Genomic DNA, 23,216 nt, shown 5'->3' with positions numbered 1-23,216 from the left:
GCCCACGTGGCGTTCAACAGGCCTGCCCCCACACCGTCGTTCATGCCGGACGAGGTGACGGGAGAGACCTCGGGCGAGAAGAAGCCCGACACCTTCGCCTTCGGCGCCCGCAAGGACGACGAGACCTGGGAGCCCTGGAATCCCAGCGCGGACACCGTCGTTCCCGTCCGTGGCAAGCACCGCGTCTCCAAGCAGCGTGGCGGGGGACTCGCCCGCAGCTCCACCGTTCTGGGCGTCGGTGTCATAGCCGCCGTCGGCGCGGGCGGCATGGCCTCCGCGCAGACCGGCAAGCCGCCGGTGTCGATCTCGATCCCCGACCTGCCGAACGTCGGCTCGCTGATCTCCGACGACGAAGAGGCCCCCGAGGGTTCCAGCACGGCGCTCACCGCCGCAGGACTCACCGAGGCCGACGCCGAGGAGGGCAACGCCGACGCCGGTGAGGCCCTGCGCTCGCGCATCATGCTCCAGGCCGAGCTCCAGCAGGACCAGGTCGACCGCGAGGCCCAGGCGGCCGCCGAGGCCGCCGCCGCGAAGAAGGCCGCCACGCTCGCGGCCAAGGAGCAGGACGCGGCGAAGGCCAAGGCCGCCGCCGCGAAGGAGAAGAAGGAGGAGGAGGCCAAGGCGAAGGTCGAGGCCGCGCGCCTCGTCGCGCTCGCCAAGCAGTTCACACTGCCCACCTCCTCGTACACGATCACCTCCACCTTCGGGCAGTCCGGCTCGCTGTGGTCCTCCGGTCAGCACACGGGTCTGGACTTCGCCGCTCCCACGGGTACCCCGATCAAGGCCATTCACAGCGGCACGATCACGGAGGCGGGCTGGAGCGGCTCGTACGGCTACCGCACGGTCCTCACGCTCGACGACGGTACGGAGCTGTGGTTCGCCCACCAGTCGTCGATCGGCGTCAGTGTCGGGCAGAAGGTCAGTACCGGCGACGTCATCGGCCGCGTCGGTGCCACCGGCAACGTGACCGGCGCGCACCTCCACCTGGAGGTCCACACCGCCGGCGGCACGGGCATCGACCCGATGGCCTGGCTGCGCGGCAAGGGCCTCAACCCGTAAGCCGGTCCCCGCGGTCCTGCGACGCAAGGAATACGGCCGTCCGGTCCGGCCGTTGTTTTCGGCATGACTTCTCTTCGCAAGCTGGGTTCGTCCGACCTTGAGGTGTTTCCGCTCGCCCTGGGCGGCAACGTCTTCGGCTGGACCGCCGACCGGGACGACTCCTTCGCCGTGCTCGACGCGTACACGGCCGCCGGCGGGAACTTCGTGGACACCGCCGACGCGTACTCGGCCTGGGCGCCGGGCAACGGGGGCGGTGAGTCCGAGACCGTCATCGGCGAGTGGCTGACCGCGCGCGGCAACCGCGCCGACGTGCTCATCGCTACGAAGGTCGGCGCGCATCCCTCGTACAAGGGCCTGTCCCCGGCGAACGTGCGGGCCGCGGCCGAGGCGTCGCTGCGCCGTCTGAAGACGGACCACATCGACCTGTACTACACCCACTACGACGACCCCTCCGTGCCGGTCGAGGAGTTCCTCGGGGTCCTGGACGAGCTCGTACGCTCCGGCAAGGTGCGGGCGATCGCCGCGTCCAACATCTCTCCCGAGCGGCTCCAGGAGTCCCTGGACGCCTCCGACCGCGAGGGGCTCGTGCGGTACGTGGCGCTGCAGGCCCAGTACAGCCTCGTCTCCCGCGACACGTACGAGGGCCCGCTGCGGGATGTCGCCTCGCGGGGCGGACTGGCCGCCGTCCCCTATTACGGGCTCGCCTCGGGCTTCCTCACCGGCAAGTACCGGGCGGGCGCGGAGGTCGACAGCCCGCGTGCCGGCGCGGCGGGCAAGCACCTCGCGTCGGAGCGGGGGCAGCGAGTACTGACCGCGCTCGACGAGGTCGCCCAGGAACGGGGCGCCGAGATCGCGACCGTGGCCCTGGCCTGGCTGGCCTCCCGCCCCACGGTCGCCGTCCCCCTGGCCAGCGCCCGCACACTGTCCCAGCTCCCGGCGCTCCTGTCGGTAGCGGACCTCACCCTCACGGACCAGGACCTCACCAAACTGACGCACGCGTCCGAATAAGACGCACGTCATCCGCCCGTTTTCAGGGGCGCGGGGAACTGCGCGGCCGACCACGGACGGCCGACGCTGAGGTCTCGGCGTCAGGGGTCACGGCGGGTGTCTTGTGTCTTTAGGGGCGCGGGGAACTGCGCGCTCAGCCACGGACGGCCGGTCGTGAAATGTCGGCATCACGCGTGACGGCGGGTGGCTTGTCCTCGGGGGCGCGGGGAACTGCGCACTACGGCGTCAGGACCGGTACGGGTTGTACGCGGGGTACGGAGGCGGATACCCGTACCCCGGCACAGGCCCGGGCACAGGCCACGGCGCGGGCGCCGAAGCCGGCGCCGTCTCCCGCGCCGCGTACGCCAGCGCCGGCCGAGCCGGCTCCCGCCGCACCCACAGCTCGTGCAGCAACTCCCGCTCACGCACGGCGAAGTCCGCCCCCGCCCGCCCCCGCCGCCCCCGATGGCGCAGAAACGCCAGCGACGTCGCGTACGCCTCGTACTCCGCCACCGCCCGCCCCGCGTCCCGCCCGCCATGATGCGTGGCGTACTCCCGGGCCAGCCGCCGCGCCTTCATCGAGCCGAGGACGAACGGCTCGGGCGCGGCCAGCCACCCGGCCACGGCGTACGAGGGCAGTTCCGTGCGGACCGTGCCCAGTTCGCGCTGGCGGGTCCAGACGGCGAGCCAGGTGAGCAGCCCGAAGGACGGGACCATGAAGGCCGCGTAGACCGCGAAGAAGCCGTACTCGCCGAAGGCCGACGAGCCGTTCCACATCGCGTGCATGCCCATCGCGAGCAGCAGCCCGGTGAGGGGCAGGAGCACGCGCCGCAGCCGGTGGCGGTCCGCCGAGAGCGCCGCGATGCCGAAGCCGATGCCCGTCAGCACGGTGAACAGCGGATGCGCGAAGGGCGACATGATCACGCGTACGAAGAAGGTCGCCGCGGTGACGGAGAAGATGCCCGTGTCGCCGGTGAGCTGGTCGGTGCCGAAGGCCGTGCCCAGGTAGAGGATGTTCTCGGTGAACGCGAAGCCGGTCGCCGTGACGCCCGCTATCACCACGCCGTCGACTATCCCCGTGAAGTCCCGTCTGCGGAACAGGAAGACGAGCAGGACCGCCGCCGCCTTCGCGGACTCCTCGACGATCGGCGCTATCACCGTCGCGCCGAGGGTGTCCGCGTGGGACGGGTCCGCCGTGGCCGTCGCTATCCACTGCGTCGCGAAACTGTTCGCGACGATGGCTATCAGCGCGGCGGCGCAGGCGCCCCACGCGAAGGAGAAGAGCAGGTTTCTCCAGGGGCCCGGATCGACCCTGTCCAGCCAGCGGAACGCGGCGACGAGCAGGGGGACGGGGAATATGGCGAGGCCGAGGCCCACCAGGAAGCCCTCCGTGCCGGTCTGCTTGCGGACCAGGGCCAGGATGACCAGGCCGGACAGGGCGAGCAGCGTGGTCAGCGCGGCGTAGCGCACCCAGGTGCGCTGCCACCAGCGCGCGTGCCGACGGGCGCCTCCGGCGGGTAGGCCGGGGGGTGTCGGGGGTGGGGGGCTGGTGGCCATGACAAAAACCCTAACGAGGTTGGGGCGTGGCCCGCGAGAGCGCCCCGTCAGGGGGCTCAGGTGCCCGTGCTGTCCGCACCATGCGGTACGCGGCGGAACAGGAGATCGTTCACCACGTGACCCTTGTCCAGGCCCTGGCCCTCGAAACGGGTCAGGGGGCGGAAGTCCGGGCGGGGCGCGAAGCCGCCGTCGGGCCGGGTGTTCTCGAAGTCCGGGTGGGCGGAGAGAACGTCCAGCATGACTTCGGCGTACGGTTCCCAGTCCGTCGCGCAGTGCAGCAGCGCGCCGGGGCGCAGGCGGGACGCGGCGAGGGTGAGGAACTCCGGCTGGATCAGGCGCCGCTTGTGGTGGCGCTTCTTGGGCCAGGGGTCCGGGAAGTAGACGCGCAGGCCGGCGAGGGAGTCCGGGGTCAGCATCTCGCGGAGCAGGATGATCGCGTCGCCGTTGGCCACGCGGAGGTTGGACAGGCCGGCCCGGTCCGCGAGGTTCAGCAGGTTGCCCTGGCCGGGGGTGTGGACGTCCACGGCGAGGATGCCGGTGTCCGGGTCCGCGGCGGCCATCCGGGCGGTCGCCTCGCCCATGCCGAAGCCGATCTCCAGGACGACGGGGAGGTCGGCCGCGAAGAGTTCGGCGAGGTGGAGGGTGCGCTGCCCGTCGATGTCCAGGCCCCACTTGGGCCAGAGCCGCTGCAGCGCGTCCGCCTGGCCCTGCGTGACGCGGCTGCGGCGGGGCTGGAAGCTGCGGATCCGTCGCTCGAAGTGCGAGCCTGCCGGGTCGGGCTGGGGGCCGTCGGGGAAGCGGGGTTCGCTCTTCGGGCGGGGGGTTCGGGATGCATCAGACACAGTGCGTCGATTTTACGTCCGCCGGGGGGCGGGGTGCGGCGGGGGCGTCGGGCCGCGGTGCGGCGGGGTGGGGCCGCGGTGGGTCGGGGCCGTGCCGGTACGGCCCCTTACGTGCGATCCCGGCCCCCGCCCGCCCCCTTGCGCTTGCGTAGGCCGTCAGGCGGCTGCCAGGGCCTTGAGGGCTCTCTGGGCCACCTCGCGGCCGATGGGGAGGGAGGCCGTGGCCGCGGGGGAGGGCGCGTTGAGTACGTGGACCGTGCGGGGGCCCTCCTGGATCAGGAAGTCGTCGACCAGGGTGCCGTCGCGCAGGACCGCTTGGGCGCGGACGCCCGCGGGGGTCGGGATCAGGTCGTCCGAGGTGATGGCGGGCAGCAGGCGGCGGACCGCGCGGGTGAAGGCCGCCTTGGAGAGTGAGCGGTGCAGTTCGCCGGTGCCGTAGCGCCAGTGGCGGCGGGCTATGTGCCAGGAGCCGGGCCAGGCGAGGGTCGAGCCCAGTTCGCGGGGGCGGACGGTTCGCCAGTCGTAGCCCTCGCGCGCCAGGGCCGGAACCGCGTTCGGGCCGACGTGGACGCTGCCGTCGACGCCGCGGGTGAGGTGGACCCCGAGGAAGGGGAACGCGGGGTCGGGGACGGGGTAGACAAGACCGCGTACCAGGTCGGGGCGGGCGAGGGTGTAGTACTCGCCGCGGAAGGGGACGATCCGCATGTTCGGTTCGTCGCCTGTGAGGCGGGCGATCTCGTCGCAGTGGAGGCCGGCGCAGTTGACCAGGACGCGGGCGCGGACGATCGTGCCGTCGTCCGTGCGGACGGCCACGCCGAGGCCGGGGCGGCGGTCGATGTACGCGGCCTTCGTGCCGTACCGGATCAGGGCGCCCGAGGCGTTCGCGAGGTGCCGGGCCACGGCGGCGTAGTCGCACACCCCGGTGGTGGCGACGTGGATCGCGGCGAGGCCCCGTACCTCGGGTTCGTACTCCCCGATCTGGGGGGCGCCCAGTTCCCGCACCGGAATGCCGTTCTCCCGGCCTCGCTGGACGAGTGCGTGCAGGCGGGGGAGTTCGTCCCGCTCGGTGGCGACGATCAGCTTGCCGGTCACGGCGTGCGCGATGTCGTACTCGGCGCAGAACTTGACCATCTCGGCCGCGCCGCACGCCGCGAACCGTGCCTTCAGGGAGCCCGGACGGTAGTAGATCCCGCTGTGGACGACTCCGCTGTTGCGGCCCGTCTGGTGCCGGGCCGGGCCGGCTTCCTTCTCCAGCACGGTCACGCGCGTGCCCGGTGCGGCACGCGTGATCGCATACGCCGTCGACAGACCGACGATCCCGCCGCCGATCACCAGCACGTCACAGTCGTAAGCGATCTCCCGCACCATCCGCCCGCCCACCTCCGCTTCCGACTCCGTCACCTCCGATAGTGCACTGCGCCACTGACAACGCCCTCAAACCACGATCTCGGACGAACGGCGATCGGACATGGTCGAGAGGGCGATGCCGGGGCGGTCACGACCGTACTGCTGGTGCTGGTGCCGTCACCGGTGCGGGCGGGGGCGCCCCCGGGTCTTGCAGGGGCGCGGGGAACTGCGCGACCAGCCGCAGCGCACCCGCGGCCCCGAGACCACTTCGGCCCCGCGGACGCGAAGGAAGCCTCGACCACCTGGTGCCGTGGCAGGCACTAGGCGGGCGCCATCAGCAACGGCCGGGCCCGCTCCCGCAGCTCGACGACCCGCGGCTCGTCCCCGTACGGCTCCAGCCGATGAAGAAGATCCTTCACATACTCCGTCGTGCGCGCCGAGGAGATGCGCCCGGCGACCTCCACCGCCCGCACCCCCTGCTCGCACGCCGCGTCCAGGTTGCCCGATTCGAGCTCGGCGACCGCGGACACCACCAGCCGCAGCCCGTGCGAGCGTACGAACTCCTCCGTCGGCTTCGACAGGGCCTGCTCGGTGAAGCGGCGGACCTGGCGCGGAGCCTTCAGATCGCGGTAGCACTCCGCCGCGTCCGCCGCGAAACGGTCGTACGAGTAGAAGCCGAGCCAGGACGGATCCTGGTCGCCGTCCCGGGCGCGCTCCAGCCAGCCCTCGGCCGCCTTCAGGGCGCCGCCGGCCGCGTGGGCGTCACCCGCGCGCGCGTGGGCCCGTGCCTCGACCAGTCGGAAGAAGCTCATCGTGCGGGCCGTGGCCAGCCCCCGGTTGCGTTCGAGGGCGGCCTGCGCGAGGTCCACGCCCTCGTCGCCGAAGCCGCGGTAGGTCGCCTGGAGGGACATGGAGGCCAGTACGTAGCCCCCCAGGGGAACGTCCGCTGCCGCGCGGGCCAGGCGCAGGGCCTGGATGTAGTAGCGCTGTGCCGCTTCCTGCTGGCCCGTGTCGAAGGCCATCCAGCCCGCGAGCCGGGTGAGTTCGGCGCTCGCTCCGAAGAGGGAGCGGCCCACCTCGTCCGAGTACGAGCCCAGGAGCAGCGGTGCCGCCTCGACCCGTAAGCACTCCGGCACCATGGACGAACGCCAGTCGCCGCCTCCGTATTTGGAGTCCCAGCGCCTGGCGTCCTCGGCGGCCTCCCGCAGCTTCAGCACGTCGGTGTGGCCGACTTTCAGTGGCGCTCCGGAGCCTTCGAGCGGGCCGGCGTCCCGTGCCACCGAGGTGTCGGCCGGGGTTATCAGCCAGCGGGAGGCGGGAGTCGCGTAGGCGCTCACCGCGAACGATCCGGCGAGCGACTGCCAGATGCCGCCGGAGCCGGCCCGGCGTCCGGCGAGGTCGAGGCGGTACAGATCCGTCGCCGACCGCACGGCCTGTCCTACGTCGCGGGGGAAGGCGAGGCCCACCTCCGGTGCGGGATCCGCGTCCGCCAGGCCGATCTCGTGGAGCGGCACCGGGCGGCCGAGTTTCTGGCCGATGGCGGCCGCGATGAGGTGCGGCGCGGCGCCTTGCGGCACCATGCCTTTCGACACCCAGCGCGCCACCGACGTCTTGTCGTAGCGAAGAGTCAACCCGCGTTGGGCGCCAAGGTCGTTGACGCGACGCGCGAGTCCTGCGTTGCTGATTCCCGCGAGGGCGAGAACGGTGCCGAGTTTTTCGTTCGGCCCGCGTTGCTCCCTGGACATGCGCCACCCCTCGACACAGACGGCTGCCGCGCGGGTTCAGCCACGCGGCATTCGTGCTGTGTCTTCCCGGGCTGTCAACCCCTGGAACCCCGCCCGCACAAGCACGTGGCTGAGCCCTCAGGAATATGCCTCCCGCGAAAACACAGGCAAACACAGGGTAGTTCGCCGCATCCCAAGCGTTAAGGGGCATTGTTCCGGATGGCGGGATTGTGGTCCGCGGGTCAGCACGGAGCGTCGTGTCGTGCTCCCGCTGTGTGGCAGTGCGCCCGTCCGTGCGCTCTTCTCCGGCCAACAGGGGAGCGCTTCGATGGATGGTGCGTGGGTCGGCCCGCTGTACTGGATCCAGTGGGCTGGGGGACGCCGCCGCCTACATCCCCGCGGGCGGCGGACCGGTCCGGGAGGCGGAGTCCGCCTCCCGGACTGTGCGTTGCGCACAGCATGTACGGAGCGTGTGCAAGCCTGTCCGTCCATCCCTGATTTGGCTTGATATCGCCCCTGCCTCTCGGGGCCAAAAACCGCGTCTACCACGGTACTTGAGGGCGCGTTGGACGTTTTTGGGGAGTGTTTCGGGGGCGCATTCACGTCGTAGCCCATCAGTCAATTCTTCGCGATCGCCTTTCGTCGCGCGTGAGTTCACCGCCGAGGGGGCATCTCCCAGGGGCGCACTCCGGGGAGCGCGAGCGGCCCCGTCGGCTCTCCGGCGCGCTTTCTTCGTGGCAGCATGGTGACCGGTTCGTGCGGTGCACTGGTTGTCCACAGCCTGTGGAGGCGGCGATGCGATGGTTGGTGGGATGGAGCAGCACCGCCGCCCGTGCGTCTGCGATCGGTTCGGCGGGCGCGACCGGCGGCGACGGAGAGACGGTGCATCCGGTCGGGTCCCAGCTCCTGTGGGGCGACCCCGATCCGCTCTGGGCGGTCGGCGACTGGCGTCCCGACGAGGTGCGGGTCGTCAAGGCCGACGACCAGAACCGCATGGCGGTGCTCGGTACCTGCGGCGCCTCCGACGAGGAACTGCGCGTGGGCCTGTTCGCCGCGCGCGGCGGGGCACTTCGGCATCTGACGGCCTGGTCCGGCAGTTACACGGCCGTTGTCCAGGTGGGCCGCCGTGTCATGGTCTGCGGCGACCTGGCAGGCGTCAGACCGGTGTTCTACACGCCTTGGGCCAGCGGTACGGCGTACGCGACCGCCGCCCTGCCCCTCGCCGACCTCATCGAGGCCAACCTCGACTTCGGGCACCTGGCGGCCCTGCTCGCGGCTCCCGACGTACCGGCCGCCCTCCAGGACTCGACCCCCTACGAAGGCGTGCGGCGTATTCCGCCGGGGCACGCGCTGATCCTGCGCGCCGGGGCGCGCGAGATCGCCGGGTACGAGCCGGTGGCCTCCCTCGCCGTGGCGGCCCCCATCGCCGACGCCGACAGCGCGGTGGACGGGGTCCGGGACGCCCTCGTGGAGGCCGTACGCACCCGGCTCGCCGCTCCCCGACACGTACCGGGAGCTGACATAGATCCCGGACCGGTACCCGGCATGGGGCCCGCTGAGAGGCGTGCGGCCCGCGGTATGCCGGTGCCCGGTATCGGGGCCGACCTCTCCGGAGGACCCGCCTCCGGCACGCTCGCCCTTCTCGCCGCCGGCCTTCCCGGCGCCCCCGGCACCGTCCTCGGGCACGGCACGGGCGCCGGCGAACGCCTCCTGGCGGTCACTTTCAACGACATGGTGGTGAAGGGCCGGGAGGCCGAACTGGAACGGGCCGGCACGCTCGCCGCCAACCCGCGACTGCACCACGTGGTGGTGGCCGGCGGCGAGGAGGTCCTTCCCTACGCCGAGTTGGAGGGCCCGCTGACCGACGAGCCGGGCCCGTCCCTGGTGACGGCCGCCCGCCATCGCGCACGCCTGGCCTCCGGCAGTGCGGACCACTTCACCGGGTACGGCGCCAAACAGGTCCTGGACGCCCACCCGGCCCGCCTCGCCGACCTGCTCATGGACCGCAAACGACGCCACCTGGTGCGTCCGGTCGCGGCCCTGACGAAGGCCGACGGTTCCGTCATGGTCCCCGCGCGCGTGTACGGCGCCGCCCGCAAACTGTCCCGTACGCCCTACCTGGTAGGCATAGAGGGGCTGGCCGACCGGCTGCTGCACAAGCGGTTCGAGGAGCCGGTGGGTGCGGTGGGGGCGTCCCTCGCCGCGCTCACGTGGGCGAGGCCGGGCCCCGCCGCGCGTTGGCTGACCGGTGAGGCCCTCGCTGAAGTATCGGTTCGCCTGACGGGTGCGACGACCCGGGCGAGCGTCGGTCCCGGTCAGCGACCGGGCGATTTCCGGGCGCGCTCGGCGCTCACCCGGCACGCCGCGGACCTCCGGATCCTGGAGCAGGCCGCTGAGGTCCGCTTCCAGCGCCTGCACGCCCCCTTCCTCGACAACCAGGTCGTACGCGCCTGTCGCGCCCTCCCCGAGGCGCTGCGCGTGCAGCCCGGGGCACGGGCCGCGATCCTCCGTACGGTCCTGGAGGGCGCCGGGGTGGCGGACCTGCCGCCCGGCTGGGGCGCACCCTCCCACGCGTCGTCGAACGCCGCCGCGCGCACCGGGCTGCGGGTCGCCGTGGACGAACTGGTGGCCCTCTTCGACACGCCTCTCCTCGCCCAGGCGGGCCTGGTCGAGGCACGCGTCGTCCGCAAGGCCCTCCGGGCGGCGGCCGACGGCGAGCCCCTCCCGCTGGAAGGCCTCGCGGACCTGGTCTCCCTGGAACTGTGGCTCCGCCGCCTGCTGGACCGCCGGGGGACGTGCTGGACGGGCACCCCGGCCCGCCAGCGGGCTGTCCCGGAGGGGATCCGGCCGCAGCGGGGGGCGTTGGGGGCGGGGGCAGGCAGGGGGTAGGGGTGTGTTCGTCTGCGGGTCCGGTGGGGGCCGGCCGCGCAGTTCCCCGCGCCCCTGGCACTCTCAGCCCGTCCGGCGTTTGAGGACCGGGGGGTTCGGGGGCAGCGCCCCCGAGTCAGTGATGGGAACGGGTAGGGGCGGCGGGGGCGAAAAAAGCCCGGCCACCCCCACCGAACCCGCGACAATGCCCCCGTGCGGTACAAAATTCTGGGTGTCACCCAGGCCACGGACGACCAGGGCGACAACCTCCCCCTGAACGGCCCCCGCCTGCGCGCCCTCCTCACGGCCCTGGCCCTCAGAACCCCCCACCCGGCACCCCCGCAAGCCCTCATCGATGAGATCTGGCCGGACAACCCCCCGAACGACGCGCCCGCCGCCCTCCAGGCCCTCGTGGGCCGCCTGCGCAGAGCCCTGGGCAAGGACGCCGTCACCTCGGAACCGGGCGGCTACCGCCTGGACGCCACCCCGGAGGACGTGGACCTGTTCGTCTTCGAGCGCCTGGTCGAAGAGGGCAGGACCCGCCTGGACGCGGACCCGGCCACCGCCGCCCGGATCCTCCGCGAGGCTCTGGACCTGTGGCGGGGCCCGGCACTTGCCGACCTCCCCGACCGCGACACGGCGGCGACCCGCCCGGAAGCACTCCGGCAGGAGGCGACACGCGCGCGCGTGGAGGCGGATCTGCGCAACGGCCACGCCCAGGACGCCGTACCGGAACTGCGGGCCCTCACCGAGACCCACCCGTACGACGAAGCGCTGCACGCCCTCCTCGTCCGGGCCCTGCGTGACACCGGCCGCCCGGCGGACGCCCTGGCGGCGTACGAACGGGCCCGCCGAGCCCTCGCCGACGGCCTGGGCACGGACCCGAGCCCGGAACTGCGCGCCCTGCACGCGCAACTGCTGAACCCGCGGCCCACACCCGAGCGAGCGCCCGCGTCCCCGCCGAACCCGGACCCGTACGCGGCCCCCGCCCCCGCCCCCGTCCTCACCCCCGCCCAGCCCGAACCGGCGGGCAACATCCGTCCCCGCCTCGACTCCTTCGTGGGCAGGGAACCCGAACTCGACGCGATTCGTTCGGATGTGCACCAGGCCCGTCTCGTCACCCTCACCGGACCGGGCGGCTCCGGAAAGACCCGCCTCGCCGAGGAGGCCGCCTCCGGGCACCCGCAGGCATGGCTGGCCGAGCTCGCCCCGCTCGACCGGCCGGAAGCGGTGCCCGGTGCGGTCGTCAGCGCCCTCGGCCTGCGGGAGACCGCGCTGATGACCCACGAGATGGCGGGCCAGCAGGACGACCCGGTCGCCCTGCTCGTCGAGTACTGCGCCCCGCGCGGCCAACTCCTGATCCTTGACAACTGCGAGCACGTCATCGACGCGGCGGCCGAGCTCGCCGAGACGCTCCTGACCCACTGCCCGGGGCTCACGATCCTCGCCACCAGCCGTGAACCCCTGGGAGTGCCCGGTGAGTCCGTGCGCCCGGTCGGGCCCCTCCTGCCCGGACCGGCACACCGCCTCTTCAGGGAGCGCGCGGCGGCGGCCCACCCCGAGGGCGATGTCACCGACGACGACGCCGTGGACGAGATCTGCCGCCGCCTCGACGGCCTGCCGCTCGCCATCGAGCTGGCCGCCGCCCGGCTGCGGATGCTCGCCCCACGCCAGATCGCCGACCGCCTGGACGACCGCTTCCGGCTCCTCACCTCGGGCAGCCGCACGGTCCTGCCCCGCCAGCAGACCCTGCGCGCGGTCGTCGACTGGTCCTGGGACCTGCTCGACGAGCCCGAGCGGACCGTCCTGCGCGAGGTGTCCGTCTTCGCCGGCGGCTGGGACCTGGAGGCCGCGGAGGCCGTGTGCAGCGGGCCCGTGGCCGAGCTCGTCGGAGCGCTCGTCGACAAGTCCCTGATCGTCGCGGCACCCGGGCGGCGGGGCAGCGGCGCTATGCGCTACCGCATGCTGGAGACGATCCACGAGTACGCGGTGGAGCGCGTCGCCGAAACCCCCGAACTGAGTGCCGCGGCCGAGCGCCGGCATCGCGCGTGGGCCTGCGCGCTGGTCGAGGAGGCGGACCCCCTCCTGCGGTCGGCCGACCAACTGCGCTGGATCGACCGCCTGGAGAGCGACCTGGACAACATCCGCGCGGCCCTGCACCGCAGCGTTCTCGCCGCGGACGAGCCGGAGGCGGCGGCGCTGGTCCTCTCCATGGGCTGGTTCTGGTGGCTGCGCAACTTCCGCCGGGAGGGCGCGACCTGGACCAACCGGGTCCTGCTCCTGGGAGCGGCGCTCGACGCGGCGGCGACGGATCCGACGGTGACGGATCCATCACCGTCGGATCCGGTGGGGACGGAGTCTCCCCGCCTCCACACCGCCGGCCTCGCCGCGGTCCAGCTGGACTCGATCGACCCCCTGGCGATCTGCCTCGACACGACGGACCCCTTGAGAGTGCGTCTCGGCATCGACATCGACCCCGTCGGGGCCTTCCTCGCCGATCCGGAGGGCATGAGCGGGCACCCCCTGCACAGAGTCCGTACCAAGCTGCGGGTGCTGCAGATCTTCCTGGCCTCGGAACTCGGAAAGGTGCCGCTGACGGAAGAGCGGACCGTGGAGTACGTCGCACGACTGCGGAACACGCTGGCGCGCGGCGGTCCGGACGCGGCGAGTTTTCCCGGCATCCTCTGGCCGCTGATCGGGTTCCTGACAGGCAACACCGACGGCGTGCGCGAGACGATGGAGGCCTCACTCGCCAACTGCCGCGCGTACGGCGGCGAATGGGAGATCGGCATAGCCCTGCTGTTCTCCGTGCACGTGGCCGTCGACATGCCCGGTGGCATGGAGTACGTCGACGAGTACATCAAGGAGCTGCGGACCGTCTCCCTGCGCGTCGGCGACCGCTGGATGCGGGCCCAGGTGTGCGGCGCGGGCGGCGAGGCGGCCATGGCGCGCAGTCGGTTCGCAGAGGCGAAGGGGGAGTTCCAGGAGGCGTTGCGGCTCGCCCACGAGGTGAGGGCGTACGCGGAGAAGCCGTTTCTCATCGCCCGGCTCGGCGAGATCGCCTACCGCGAGGGCGACCGGGCGGCGGCTCTCAGCGCCCTGGACGAGGCGACGGCCGCGGCCGACCGTTACGCGGTGCCGGACTCACGGGCGTTCGTCCTCCTCGTACGGGCCCAGATGGCCGTCGACGACCGGGAGTTCGGCCGGGCGCGCGAACTCTGCGAGGCGGCCCGCCAGGAGACGACCCGGGGCACCCCGCCACCGCAGTTCCTCGCCGCGCTGAACGGCATCGACGGTCTTCTCACCGCGGTCGAGTCGGGTCCCGGCCAGGGGCTGCTCCGGCTGACCGACGCCCTGCGGGAGGCCATGGAGGGGAGATGCGCGGAGGGGGTCCTCGCCACCCTGGCCGAGCAGGCGGCCGGAGTGCTGTCCGGCATCGGCGAGCACGCGCGCGTGGTCCGCGTTCTCACGGCCGCCTCCCGCTGGCGGGAAGGCCACCCGCGCCCCCTGCCCCAGCGGGTGGAGCTCGAACGTGTCGAGGCCACGGCGCTGGCCGAACTCGGCCGCCGGGCCTACGACACCGAGCGCGCCACCGGTGCCGCGCTCACCCGGGACGACGTCCTGAAGGAACTGACCGGGGCGTCACCGGCACCGGAAGCGTGAGTCGGCCCAGTCCGCCAGTGCCGCCGCGCCGAGGCCGGAGTGCGGTTCGACGACCAGGCGGATCGTTTTCCTGCCCGTCAGATCGACGTGCACGGGCACCGCGGCGCCGCCTCCCCGGACCAGCCCCGACTGCCACCTGCGCACACCGTCCGCGAACACGGAGAACCGCACCTGACCGAGGCCCATCGTCAGGTCGTCCACGCCGACCATCGCGTCGTACGAGGAACACGAGCGGTTGAGGTCGATGGTGACCGACGAGGCGCCGCGCACGGTGACACCGTTCGTGTACCGCTTGCCGGCGATGGACATGCCGTACCGCTGCCAGACCCAGCTGCTCTCACCGAGCCGCATCTCGGGCTCGGTGCCGTCCCCGGTGATGCCGTACTCCAGCGCGTTCCACTGGAAGTCCTCGGGGGCCGGCGGCGGCGGAGGGGCGGGAGCGGGGGGAGGCGGGGGTTTCGGTGTGGGTGCCGGAGTGGGTGTCGGCCTCGGCTTCGGGGTGGGTTCGGGCGGGGGCGTACGGGTCGGTGCCGAGGCCGGCTTCGATTTCGGTTTGGCTTTGGGCGCCGCCGCGGCCACCACGGGCTCGGGTTCGGCCTTCTGCGGTTTCGAGGACCGGGACGGCGGCTGAGGCGGCGACTGGGACGGCGACGGTGACGGCACGTTCGGTTCGACGGCCGGGCCGGGCGGGCGCGGCCCGGCCACGTCCTTCTTCACGGCCGTGTCGTCGCCCGCGAGCGCGAACACCACCGTGGCGACGGCCGCCGCGACGACTCCCGCGATGATCCCGGCCTTCGCGGGCGTGCCGAGCCCCTCCGCCGCGGCCCCGCCGGCGCCCGCGCCGGCCGAGCCGCCACCGGCCGCGGACGCGGCTCCCGCGGCCCCGGCCGCGCCGGTCCCGCCCGCGATGAGGGCAGCCGCCTTCGCGTACCCGGCGGCACCGAACCAGCCGATGACCGCGACCGGCACGACCGCCGGAATACCGCTCGCGACGTCCTTGATCTGGCCGGCGGCGAGCCGGCACTTGGCGCACTCCTCCAGGTGTTTGCGCAGCCCGCGCTCGGCGCGCGTACGCAGCCCGCCCCGCGCGTACGCGCCGAGCCGGTCGGCATAGCGCGCGCACTCCTCGTCCGCGGTGAGCGTGGCGCTCACATGGGCCTGCAGATAGGCCTGCTTGAGGCCTTCACGGGCCCGACTGGCCAGTACGCGCGTGCCGTTGGCGTCCAGCCCGAAGAGCGTGGCGACCTCGCTGGGCGACTCGTCCTCGACCTCGGTGTGCCACAGCACGGCCTGCCAGCGCTCCGGCAGGGACCGGAACGCCTGCATGGCCATGGACTGCTCGGCCTCGTGCATGGCCTCTACGTCCGCACCCAGTTCGTGGCCCGCTCCGAAGGAACCGGCGGGCGCGGTGTCGTCCGACATCTCGGAACCGCGCGCGGCCTGCGCCGCGAACACGGCGAAGTCGTCGACCAGGTGCTCCCGCCGCGCCGATCTGGTCCAGCCCGCCGCGACGCGGCGTACGGTCGTCAGCAGATAGGCGCGTACGGAGTGCTCGGGGCCGCTGCCGCCGCGGACGGCCTGGAGCATGCGGGCGAAGACCTCGGCGGTGAGGTCGTCCGCCGTGTGGGCGTCGCGGCAGCAGGTGCGCGCGTACCGGCGGACGGCGTCCGCGTGCCGCCGGTACAGCTCCTCATAGGCCGTGTCGTCGCCCGAGCGCATCCAGCCGATCAACTCGGCGTCCGCGGGCGGCACTTCGACGGGCTCGACCGGAGGCGGCAGCACTCCGCCGTCACCCTGCTCACGCCACTCTCGCCGCTCGCGCTGCGGCGGAACAACAGCTTCCGGTACGGCGCTCCTGAGCGGCTCGTCCTGATCGTCAACGCTCATCGCGGAAAGCCCCCGCCTGCACACTCGGACCCGGACACCGGGAAAGAGTGCCACAGGCACCCACCGCTGTTACCCCCAGGAACGCAGCAACCACTCATCCGTATGGATCACCCGAACGGGGCTTGACGAACCAACGAAACCCCACTCACACCCCCGACAGGGTCACGCGGAAGGTCACCCCCAACCCCCAAGCCCCCATCCAGGGGCGCGGGGAACTGCGCGCTCAACCCCCACGCCCCCGCACCGGACAAGGCACCCGCACCCCACCAAGGGGCGCGGGGAACGGCGCGCTCAACCCCCACGCTCCCGCACCGGACAAGGCACCCGCACCCCACCAAGGGGCGCGGGGAACGGCGCGCTCAACCCCCACGAACCCGCACCCGACGCCCCCGACCGAAGCCACCCCCGACCGAAGTCGCCCCCCACCCCGCCGGAGGCGACCCCGCGCCAAGCGACTACGCGGGACGAGACCGAAGCCCCTCCAGCAGGATGTCCAGCAGCCGCGCAGACGCCGCAGCCTGCTGCGCAGCATCCGGCAGCGACGGCGCCGCCGTGGCTATCACGAGCAGTACGTCCGACACCGTCACATCCGCCCGCAGCTCACCCGCCCCGCGCGCCCGGTCCACGAGCCGTCCCACGACCTCAAGCAACTGGGCCGCCCCGGCGTCGTCCTCGTCCGGCTCCCCGAGGGAAGCCGGACGCTGCTCCACGAGCCGCAGATCGGGCCCGCCGGTCTGGGACCGCTGCTGCGGCACCCGAGCCCCGTCGCGCACCGACGCCCCGTCCCGCACCGACGCCCCGTCGAGCACCGCGGTCCCGTCGAGGACCGAACCGTCCTCGCCGACCCCCACCCGCAGCACCTGCGGCGGCAGCAGCCGCCCGGCGCCCGAGGCCACCGACGTCCGCAGGAAGCGCGAGAGCGCCGACCACGGCTCGTCCTCCTGTCCGAGCGCGGAGCGTGCCTGATCGGTCAGCCGGGAGGTCTCCTCCTCGGCGATGCGCCGGACCAGGACGTCCTTGCTCGGGAAGCGCCGGTACACCGTGCCGACACCGACCCGCGCGCGCCGTGCCACGTCCTCCATGGGAGCGCCGTACCCCAGCTCCCCGAAGACCTCGCGCGCCGCGCGCAGTACGTGCTCCAGATTGCGCTGTGCGTCCACCCGCAGTGGCGTGGTGCGCGACAGATCCCCCGCGCGTCCGTTCCCCGCCGCCGCCCCGGTCGCGCCGCCCGTTGGAAGGGCGGACGCGGATGTCCAATGAGTGTCCTGAATATGCATGTGTGTTCCCCCGGTAATGACGTCTCCCCCCGGAGACTCTCCCCGCCATCGACAGACCGGAGTCAGCGGAACAACCTTCGCCGTAGGACCCCGCCGTACGGACCCGTCGAGCGCATCCCCCTACACCCCGATGACACACGAACATAGTTGAGGCGGAGTCAATTCAGAAGGGGGAGGTTCCGCACGGAGCGCCCCCCGATCGGAGTACGGGCCGGTTACGTCCCGGTTGCGCCCCCTAATGCCACCCCGCTCACACCTGCTGACCTGCGAACCTTCCTCGCGCTCCGGCGGAGCGGACCGCTCCGCGCGTCTTCGGCGGCCGGTCACACAAATTGACGGGCCTGTGGACAAACGCCTGTAGCCGGTGCGTCATGGGTGAGTGAAGGAACGTGCGCGCATTCTCGTTGTCGGCGGCGGCTACGTCGGGATGTACACCGCCCTGCGTCTCCAGCGGAAGCTCAAACAGGAGCTGAAACGGGGGGACGTGGAGATCACCGTGGTCACTCCCGACCCGTACATGACCTACCAACCCTTCCTGCCGGAGGCGGCCGCGGGCTCCATCTCACCGCGCCACGTCGTCGTACCCCTGCGCCGCGTCCTCGACCGGTGCCGCGTCGTCATCGGCGAGGCCACGTCGATCGACCACGCCAAGCGCACCGCGACCGTCGTGACCCTCGCCACCGAGGAGGAGGGCACGGGCCCCGACCAGCTCTCGTACGACGAACTGGTGCTGGCCCCCGGCTCCGTGTCGCGCACCCTTCCGATCCCCGGTCTCGCCGAGTTCGCCATCGGCTTCAAGACCGTCGAGGAAGCCATCGGTCTGCGCAACCACGTCATCGAGCAGATGGACATCGCCTCCTCCACCCGCGACCCCGCGATCCGCGACGCCGCCCTGACCTTCGTCTTCGTAGGAGGCGGCTACGCCGGAGTGGAGGCGCTCGGCGAGCTGGAGGACATGGCTCGTTACGCCTGCCGCTACTACCACAATGTCAAGGCCGACGACATGAAGTGGATCCTCGTCGAGGCCTCGGACCGCATCCTCCCCGAGGTCGGCGAGGAGATGGGCAAGTACACCGTCACCCAGCTGCGCCGCCGCAACATCGACGTACGCCTGCGGACCCGGCTCGACTCGTGCACCGACCGTGTCGCCGCCCTCAGCGACGGGGCCCGCTTCCCGACCCGTACGGTCGTGTGGACCGCGGGCGTGAAGCCCCACCCGATCCTCGCGGCCACCGACCTGCCGCTGAACGAACGCGGCCGGCTGAGGTGCACCGCCCAGCTGACCGTGGACGGCACCACGCACGCGTGGGCAGCGGGCGACGCCGCCGCCGTGCCCGACGTGACCGCGTCCGGGCCCGGCACGGAGACGGCCCCCAACGCCCAGCACGCGGTCCGCCAGGCGAAGGTCCTCGGCGACAACATCGCCCGCTCCCTGCGCGGCGAGTCGCTGGAGACGTACTCCCACACGTACGTGGGATCGGTCGCCTCCCTGGGGCTGCACAAGGGTGTCGCACACGTCTACGGGCGCAAGCTGAAGGGATACCCTGCCTGGTTCATGCACCGCGTCTACCACCTGAGCCGGGTGCCCACCTTCAACCGAAAAGCCCGCGTGCTCGCCGAGTGGACCCTGTCGGGTCTCTTCAAGAGAGAGATCGTCTCTCTCGGTTCGCTCGAACATCCCCGCGCGGAGTTCGAACTCGCGGCCGGTGGAAAGCCTCCCCAGGACCACCCGAAGGGGTCGTCCTGACCGGAGTGAGGAACTCCGCCCGCGGGACCGGCGTCTGACGAATGTCGGTCCCGTCGGACACACTGGTCCATCACGACCATGGGCGGGCCGACCGCTCGCCCTTCGATCCCACGAGGCCTGTCCCACAGTGAACTTCACGCGCTGGAGCGCTCGGCTCCCCGGAACGCAGCGCCGCACGGCGGCGCGGGCCGACGGACTGTCCACGGCACTCCCCTCGGAGAGCTCCGTGCCCGCGGCACGCGCCGAGCGGCCGACCGCCGAGGGGACCTCGGTCGCGCTCGCCCCCGCCGTGGACGAGCTGCCGGTCCGTGAGGTCCTGGACCGCATCCCGGCCCTCGTCGCACTCGTCCACGGGCCCGAGCACCGCCTCGCGTACGTGAACGACGCCTATGTGACCGCCTTCGGAGTCCGCCCGCCCGGCGAACCCGCGCGCGAGGCGCTGCCCGAGCTGGCCGAGATCGGCCTCCTGCCGCTCCTGGACCAGGTCCTGCGCAGCTCCAAGCCGCGTACGGTCAAGTCCCGCAAGGTGCCCGGCGGCCGCTCGTACACGTTCACGTGCACCCCCGTCGAGGTGTCGGCCACCCCTGAAGGGGGTGGCGTACTGATCTTCGCCGCGGACGTCACCGACCACGCCGAGGCCGCCGAGCGGCTGCGGGCCAGCGAGCGCCGGCAGCGCGAGACCGCGGTCACCCTCCAGCGCTCCCTGCTCCCCCAGGAACTGGAGGAGCCGGACGACCTGCGCGTCGCCGCGACCTACCACCCCGGCGGCACGGAGGCCGCGGTCGGCGGCGACTGGTACGACGTGATCACCCTCGGCGGCGGGCGTACCGCCCTCGTCATCGGCGACGTGATGGGCCGCGGGATCCGCGCGGCGGCCGTCATGGGCCAGCTCCGTACGGCGGTCCGCGCGTACGCGCGCCTGGACCTGCCCCCGCACGAGGTGCTCCAGCTCCTCGACGGCCTCGCCATGGAGATCGACGCCAACCAGATCGCCACCTGCGTGTACGCGGTCCACGACCCGAACGAGGGACGGCTGGTGTACGCCTCCGCGGGCCACCTCCCGATCCTCGTACGCGACGAGAGCGGCACCGTCCACCGCGCCGACGAGCCCACCGGACCCCCGCTCGGCACGGGCGGCTGGATGCACGCCTCCGGCTCGGTGCCGCTGGGCCCCGGCTCCACCGCCGTCCTCTACACCGACGGTCTGGTCGAGCGCCGGGACGCGGACCTCGACGAGGGAATCGCCTCCCTGGAGGGCGCACTCGCCGGCGCCAGCGGCACCCCCCAGGTGGTCTGCGACCGGCTGGTCCGCTCCATGGGCGTGACGGCCGAGCACGACGACGACGTGGCCGTCCTGGTCCTCCAGCACCCGGCGCGTACGGGCCCCGACGGCGACCTCTTCCGCAACGCGGCCCTGGAGCTGCTCGGCGGCACGGAAGCGGCCCCACGCGCGCGTGCGTTCGCCTCCGGCGTCCTCACCAGCTGGCGCTTCGCACCCGACCTGCACGACCTCGGCGTACTCGCCGCCAGCGAACTCGTCGCGAACTCCCTCCAGCACGGCACCCCGCCGATGCGCCTGCGCCTGCGCCGCACCGACCGCCGGCTGATCGTGGAGGTCACCGACGGCGACGACCACCTGCCGCGCCGCCGCCGCGCCGAACCGGCCGACGAGTCCGGCCGCGGCATCGCGATCATCGCCACGATCGCCTCGAACTGGGGCTCCCGCCGCGCTCCGGGCGGCGGCAAGGCGGTGTGGTGCGAGTTCGCACTCCCCCGCACCACCTGACCCGGCAGCCGCGCGTGCCCCGCCGGGCCCGTCAGGCCGCGGTCCGCACCGACTCCGCGGACGCCCCGCCCCGCACCACGACCCGGCTCTTCGCGAGCGAGGGCTGGTTCTGCACGGGAGTGAGCTGCCGCCCCAGCCGCACCGCCAGGAACGTGATCCCCAGCGAGAACAGCAAGAACGTCACGATGTAGGGGGCGTGCAGCGAGGCACCCATCGGGCCGCCCACCGCCGGACCGACCGCGAGGGCGAGCTGCTTCACCAGGGCGAAGGCCGAGTTGTACTGTCCTGCCAGCCCGCTCGGCGCCAGATCCGCGACCAGTGGAGCCACGGTCGGCGACAGCATCGCCTCCCCGAGCCCGAACAGCGCGTACGTCGACACGAACGCGGCCGTCGCCATGGCCTGGCTGCCGTGCCCGAGACCCGCGTACCCGGCGATGACCCAGGCGAGGGCCCAGATCAGCCCGACCGCGCCGATCACCCGGGACCGCTTGCGCCGCTCGACGAACCTCAGCACGGCGAACTGCGCGACGACGATCATCGCCGTGTTCGCGGCGAGAGCCGTCCCGAGCGCGGACGTGGAGATACCGGCCGCCTCGACGCCGTACGCGCTCAGCCCGGACTCGAACTGCCCGTAGCAGGCGAAGAACAGCACGAAGCCCACCACACACAGCTGCACCATGGCCCGGTTGCCGAGCAGCTGCTTCCAGCTGCCCCTGGCCTGCCCCGGCGCACCCTCGACCCTGGGCGCCCGCGGCATGCGTACGGTCGCCATGACCACCACGAGCAGCAGGAACATCGCCGCCTCGATCGCGAACAGCAGGGTGAACGAGCTGGCCCGCGAGGCGTCGACGAGATGACCGCCGATGAGCCCGCCGACCCCGAGACCGAGGTTCTGCAGGAAGAACTGGGTGGCGAAGGCGCGCGAGCGGGTCTCGGCGGTCGAGCAGTCGACGATCATCGTCGCCAGCGCGGGCTGCATCACGGCCTGCCCGGCGCCGAGCGCGGCAGCCGACATCAGTACGGTCGTGGAGCTGCTCGCCAGCCCCAGGCTCAGCGAGCCGACGGCGGCGGTGACCAGGGCGAGGAGCAGCACGGGCATCGGCCCCCGCCGGACGATGGCCCGCCCGGCGAACGGCAGCACCACGAGCGCGGCCACGGCGAAGACAGCGAGCACGAGACCCGCCGTCATGACACCGAGATCCCGTACCTGCGCCACATAGACGTACAGATACGGGACGGTAAAGCCGAGCCCGAACGCGCTGAGTGCGTTGCCCACATGGATCCGGCGCATCTCCGCGCCCATCGCCCTGGTCACTTTCACCTGCCTTGATCAAGAAGTCTTACGCCTCTCTCAGGAGTTAGGCGTGAAGACTTCGAAGCTAAAGTTCGAAGCTAAACAATACATCCCGAAGGACTTCAATGCCAAGCGGGCGCGTGCCATACTGCGGCCATGGGTGACACCCCCGCCGCGAACGAGCCGACGCTGGACGAGCAGATCGCCGCGTACCAGCGCGAGTTCCGGGACCTCGACCCCCAGGTCGAGAAGATCGTCTCGGCGCTCGGCCGCCTCAACCGCCGTATGAACGTCGCGTACGGCCGTCAGACCTCCGCCCTCGGCATCAGCAACGCCGAGTGGGAGGTCCTCAAGGCGCTGGTCCTCTCCGGAGCGCCCTACTGCCTGGGCCCCAGTGACCTGGCGAAGAGGCTCGGCCTCACCCCGGCAGCCATGACCCACCGGATCGACCGGATGGTGGGGGAAGGTCTCGTCACCAGGGAGCGCGACGAGTCCAACCGGGTACGCGTGATCGTGGAGCTCACGAACGAGGGCCGCGACAAGTGGCTTGAGGCCATGCGCCTCGCCACCGTCTTCGAGGAGGACCTGCTCCAGGACCTTTCACAGGCGGAGCGCGGTGCTCTGGAAGACGTACTGACCCGGTTGCTGCGACGTGTGGAGGACGCACAGCCGGACGCCGGCGGCCGGCTCACCGACCTCGACTGAGGCCCGAGCAGGCCGAGTTGGGGTTTGCCGGACGGCCACCATGGGGAGACTTGACACTCCCCTCGCGGATCCGTAAGGTTCTTCGAGTTGCCATGGAGCCGTAACGGTTCTGCGACAGCGCCTCCGCCGCAGTTGCGGCCCACCAAACCACCAGCTCGATCTCCCAACGAGATTCAATTCGGCGTGCCCGAATTGCTTTCGATTTGGGGTCGGCGGCTCCGATTAGGAACTGCCGAGAGGATCCGCTAAAGTTTTGGACGTCGGAACGGCCCAACAGCCGCAACGGCAAACCCGGTTGACTGGGAGTCAGGCCCGAAAGGATCTGATAGAGTCGACACCGCCGGAAAGGGAAACGCGAAAGCGAAAACCTGGAAAGCGCCGAGGAAATCGGAACCGGAAACGGTCTGATAGAGTCGGAAACGCAAGACAGCAAGACCGAAGGGAAGCGCCCGGAGGAAAGCCCGAGAGGGTGA

The 23,216-nt window shown here is 72.2% G+C and carries 14 protein-coding genes; 7 read left to right on the top strand and 7 right to left on the bottom strand.

Going from position 1 to position 23,216, the window contains the following annotated elements; translation table 11 throughout:
* Nucleotides 1-6 precede the first annotated feature (6 nt).
* A complete protein-coding gene (locus tag ACH4DZ_RS12740) occupies nt 7-1,059 on the top strand; it encodes a M23 family metallopeptidase (protein ID WP_398287106.1) in 1,053 nt (350 codons plus the stop codon).
* 63 nt (nt 1,060-1,122) lie between these two features.
* Nucleotides 1,123-2,067, top strand: a complete 945-nt coding sequence (locus tag ACH4DZ_RS12735) for an aldo/keto reductase (RefSeq protein ID WP_398287105.1) — start codon at nt 1,123-1,125, stop codon at nt 2,065-2,067.
* A 225-nt stretch (nt 2,068-2,292) separates the two neighbouring features.
* Here ACH4DZ_RS12735 and ACH4DZ_RS12730 read toward each other — a convergent pair whose 3' ends face one another.
* From ACH4DZ_RS12730 to ACH4DZ_RS12715, 4 genes are all read right to left on the bottom strand, one after another.
* Nucleotides 2,293-3,603 (bottom strand): PrsW family intramembrane metalloprotease, encoded by a 1,311-nt coding sequence (locus ACH4DZ_RS12730; protein WP_398287104.1) that lies wholly within the window; start codon nt 3,601-3,603, stop codon nt 2,293-2,295.
* A 56-nt stretch (nt 3,604-3,659) separates the two neighbouring features.
* Nucleotides 3,660-4,445, bottom strand: coding sequence for a tRNA (guanosine(46)-N7)-methyltransferase TrmB (gene trmB / locus ACH4DZ_RS12725; protein ID WP_398287103.1), 786 nt, complete (start codon nt 4,443-4,445; stop codon nt 3,660-3,662).
* A 156-nt stretch (nt 4,446-4,601) separates the two neighbouring features.
* Complete coding sequence (gene lhgO / locus ACH4DZ_RS12720) at nt 4,602-5,813, bottom strand: L-2-hydroxyglutarate oxidase (protein WP_398287728.1); 1,212 nt, start codon at nt 5,811-5,813, stop codon at nt 4,602-4,604.
* A gap of 299 nt (nt 5,814-6,112) precedes the next feature.
* Nucleotides 6,113-7,537 carry an MFS transporter gene (locus ACH4DZ_RS12715; RefSeq protein ID WP_398287101.1) on the bottom strand — a complete coding sequence of 475 codons (1,425 nt, stop codon included), beginning with the start codon at nt 7,535-7,537 and terminating at the stop codon, nt 6,113-6,115.
* Between the two features lie 774 nt (nt 7,538-8,311).
* Here ACH4DZ_RS12715 and ACH4DZ_RS12710 point away from each other — a divergent pair.
* Together ACH4DZ_RS12710 and ACH4DZ_RS12705 are read left to right on the top strand one after the other, a co-directional pair.
* On the top strand, nt 8,312-10,405 hold the full coding sequence (locus tag ACH4DZ_RS12710; RefSeq protein WP_398287100.1) for an asparagine synthase-related protein: 2,094 nt from the start codon (nt 8,312-8,314) through the stop codon (nt 10,403-10,405).
* Between the two features lie 192 nt (nt 10,406-10,597).
* On the top strand, nt 10,598-14,047 hold the full coding sequence (locus ACH4DZ_RS12705) for a BTAD domain-containing putative transcriptional regulator (RefSeq protein WP_398287099.1): 3,450 nt from the start codon (nt 10,598-10,600) through the stop codon (nt 14,045-14,047).
* On the opposite strand, the gene ACH4DZ_RS12700 is transcribed toward ACH4DZ_RS12705, so the two are convergent.
* Entirely contained in the window at nt 14,027-15,934 is a 1,908-nt protein-coding gene (locus ACH4DZ_RS12700) for a sigma-70 family RNA polymerase sigma factor (protein WP_398287098.1), read from the bottom strand. The two genes, ACH4DZ_RS12705 and ACH4DZ_RS12700, sit on opposite strands and share 21 nt — an antisense overlap.
* 455 nt (nt 15,935-16,389) lie before the next feature.
* On the bottom strand, nt 16,390-17,211 hold the full coding sequence (locus ACH4DZ_RS12695; protein ID WP_398287096.1) for a TetR/AcrR family transcriptional regulator: 822 nt from the start codon (nt 17,209-17,211) through the stop codon (nt 16,390-16,392).
* A gap of 379 nt (nt 17,212-17,590) precedes the next feature.
* On the opposite strand from ACH4DZ_RS12695, the gene ACH4DZ_RS12690 reads away from it, so the two are divergent.
* Nucleotides 17,591-18,958, top strand: coding sequence for an NAD(P)/FAD-dependent oxidoreductase (locus ACH4DZ_RS12690; RefSeq protein ID WP_398287095.1), 1,368 nt, complete (start codon nt 17,591-17,593; stop codon nt 18,956-18,958).
* Nucleotides 18,959-19,085: 127 nt separating this feature from the next.
* Nucleotides 19,086-20,744, top strand: a complete 1,659-nt coding sequence (locus ACH4DZ_RS12685) for a SpoIIE family protein phosphatase (protein ID WP_398287094.1) — start codon at nt 19,086-19,088, stop codon at nt 20,742-20,744.
* Between the two features lie 31 nt (nt 20,745-20,775).
* Here the strand turns inward: ACH4DZ_RS12685 and ACH4DZ_RS12680 are convergent, their stop codons facing one another.
* Complete coding sequence (locus ACH4DZ_RS12680; protein ID WP_398287726.1) at nt 20,776-22,047, bottom strand: MFS transporter; 1,272 nt, start codon at nt 22,045-22,047, stop codon at nt 20,776-20,778.
* Between the two features lie 147 nt (nt 22,048-22,194).
* Between ACH4DZ_RS12680 and ACH4DZ_RS12675 the strand changes: the two genes are divergently transcribed.
* Entirely contained in the window at nt 22,195-22,743 is a 549-nt protein-coding gene (locus ACH4DZ_RS12675; protein WP_398287093.1) for a MarR family winged helix-turn-helix transcriptional regulator, read from the top strand.
* Nucleotides 22,744-23,216 lie beyond the last annotated feature (473 nt).

It is taken from the genome of Streptomyces sp. NPDC017991 (genome assembly GCF_044328075.1).
In the GTDB taxonomy this organism is placed as follows: Bacteria; Actinomycetota; Actinomycetes; order Streptomycetales; family Streptomycetaceae; genus Streptomyces.
This window is presented reverse-complemented; position numbering and strand designations above follow the sequence as displayed.

Excerpts from the sequence above, each read along its gene's own strand:
- ACH4DZ_RS12710 (WP_398287100.1), top strand. The coding sequence starts at position 8,312 with ATGCGATGGTTGGTGGGATGGAGCAGCACCGCCGCCCGTGCGTCTGCG.
- ACH4DZ_RS12695 (WP_398287096.1), bottom strand. The coding sequence starts at position 17,211 with ATGCATATTCAGGACACTCATTGGACATCCGCGTCCGCCCTTCCAACG.
- lhgO (WP_398287728.1), bottom strand. The coding sequence starts at position 5,813 with ATGGTGCGGGAGATCGCTTACGACTGTGACGTGCTGGTGATCGGCGGC.
- ACH4DZ_RS12700 (WP_398287098.1), bottom strand. The coding sequence starts at position 15,934 with ATGAGCGTTGACGATCAGGACGAGCCGCTCAGGAGCGCCGTACCGGAA.
- ACH4DZ_RS12680 (WP_398287726.1), bottom strand. The coding sequence starts at position 22,047 with ATGGGCGCGGAGATGCGCCGGATCCATGTGGGCAACGCACTCAGCGCG.
- ACH4DZ_RS12675 (WP_398287093.1), top strand. The coding sequence starts at position 22,195 with ATGGGTGACACCCCCGCCGCGAACGAGCCGACGCTGGACGAGCAGATC.
- ACH4DZ_RS12730 (WP_398287104.1), bottom strand. The coding sequence starts at position 3,603 with ATGGCCACCAGCCCCCCACCCCCGACACCCCCCGGCCTACCCGCCGGA.
- ACH4DZ_RS12715 (WP_398287101.1), bottom strand. The coding sequence starts at position 7,537 with ATGTCCAGGGAGCAACGCGGGCCGAACGAAAAACTCGGCACCGTTCTC.
- ACH4DZ_RS12735 (WP_398287105.1), top strand. The coding sequence starts at position 1,123 with ATGACTTCTCTTCGCAAGCTGGGTTCGTCCGACCTTGAGGTGTTTCCG.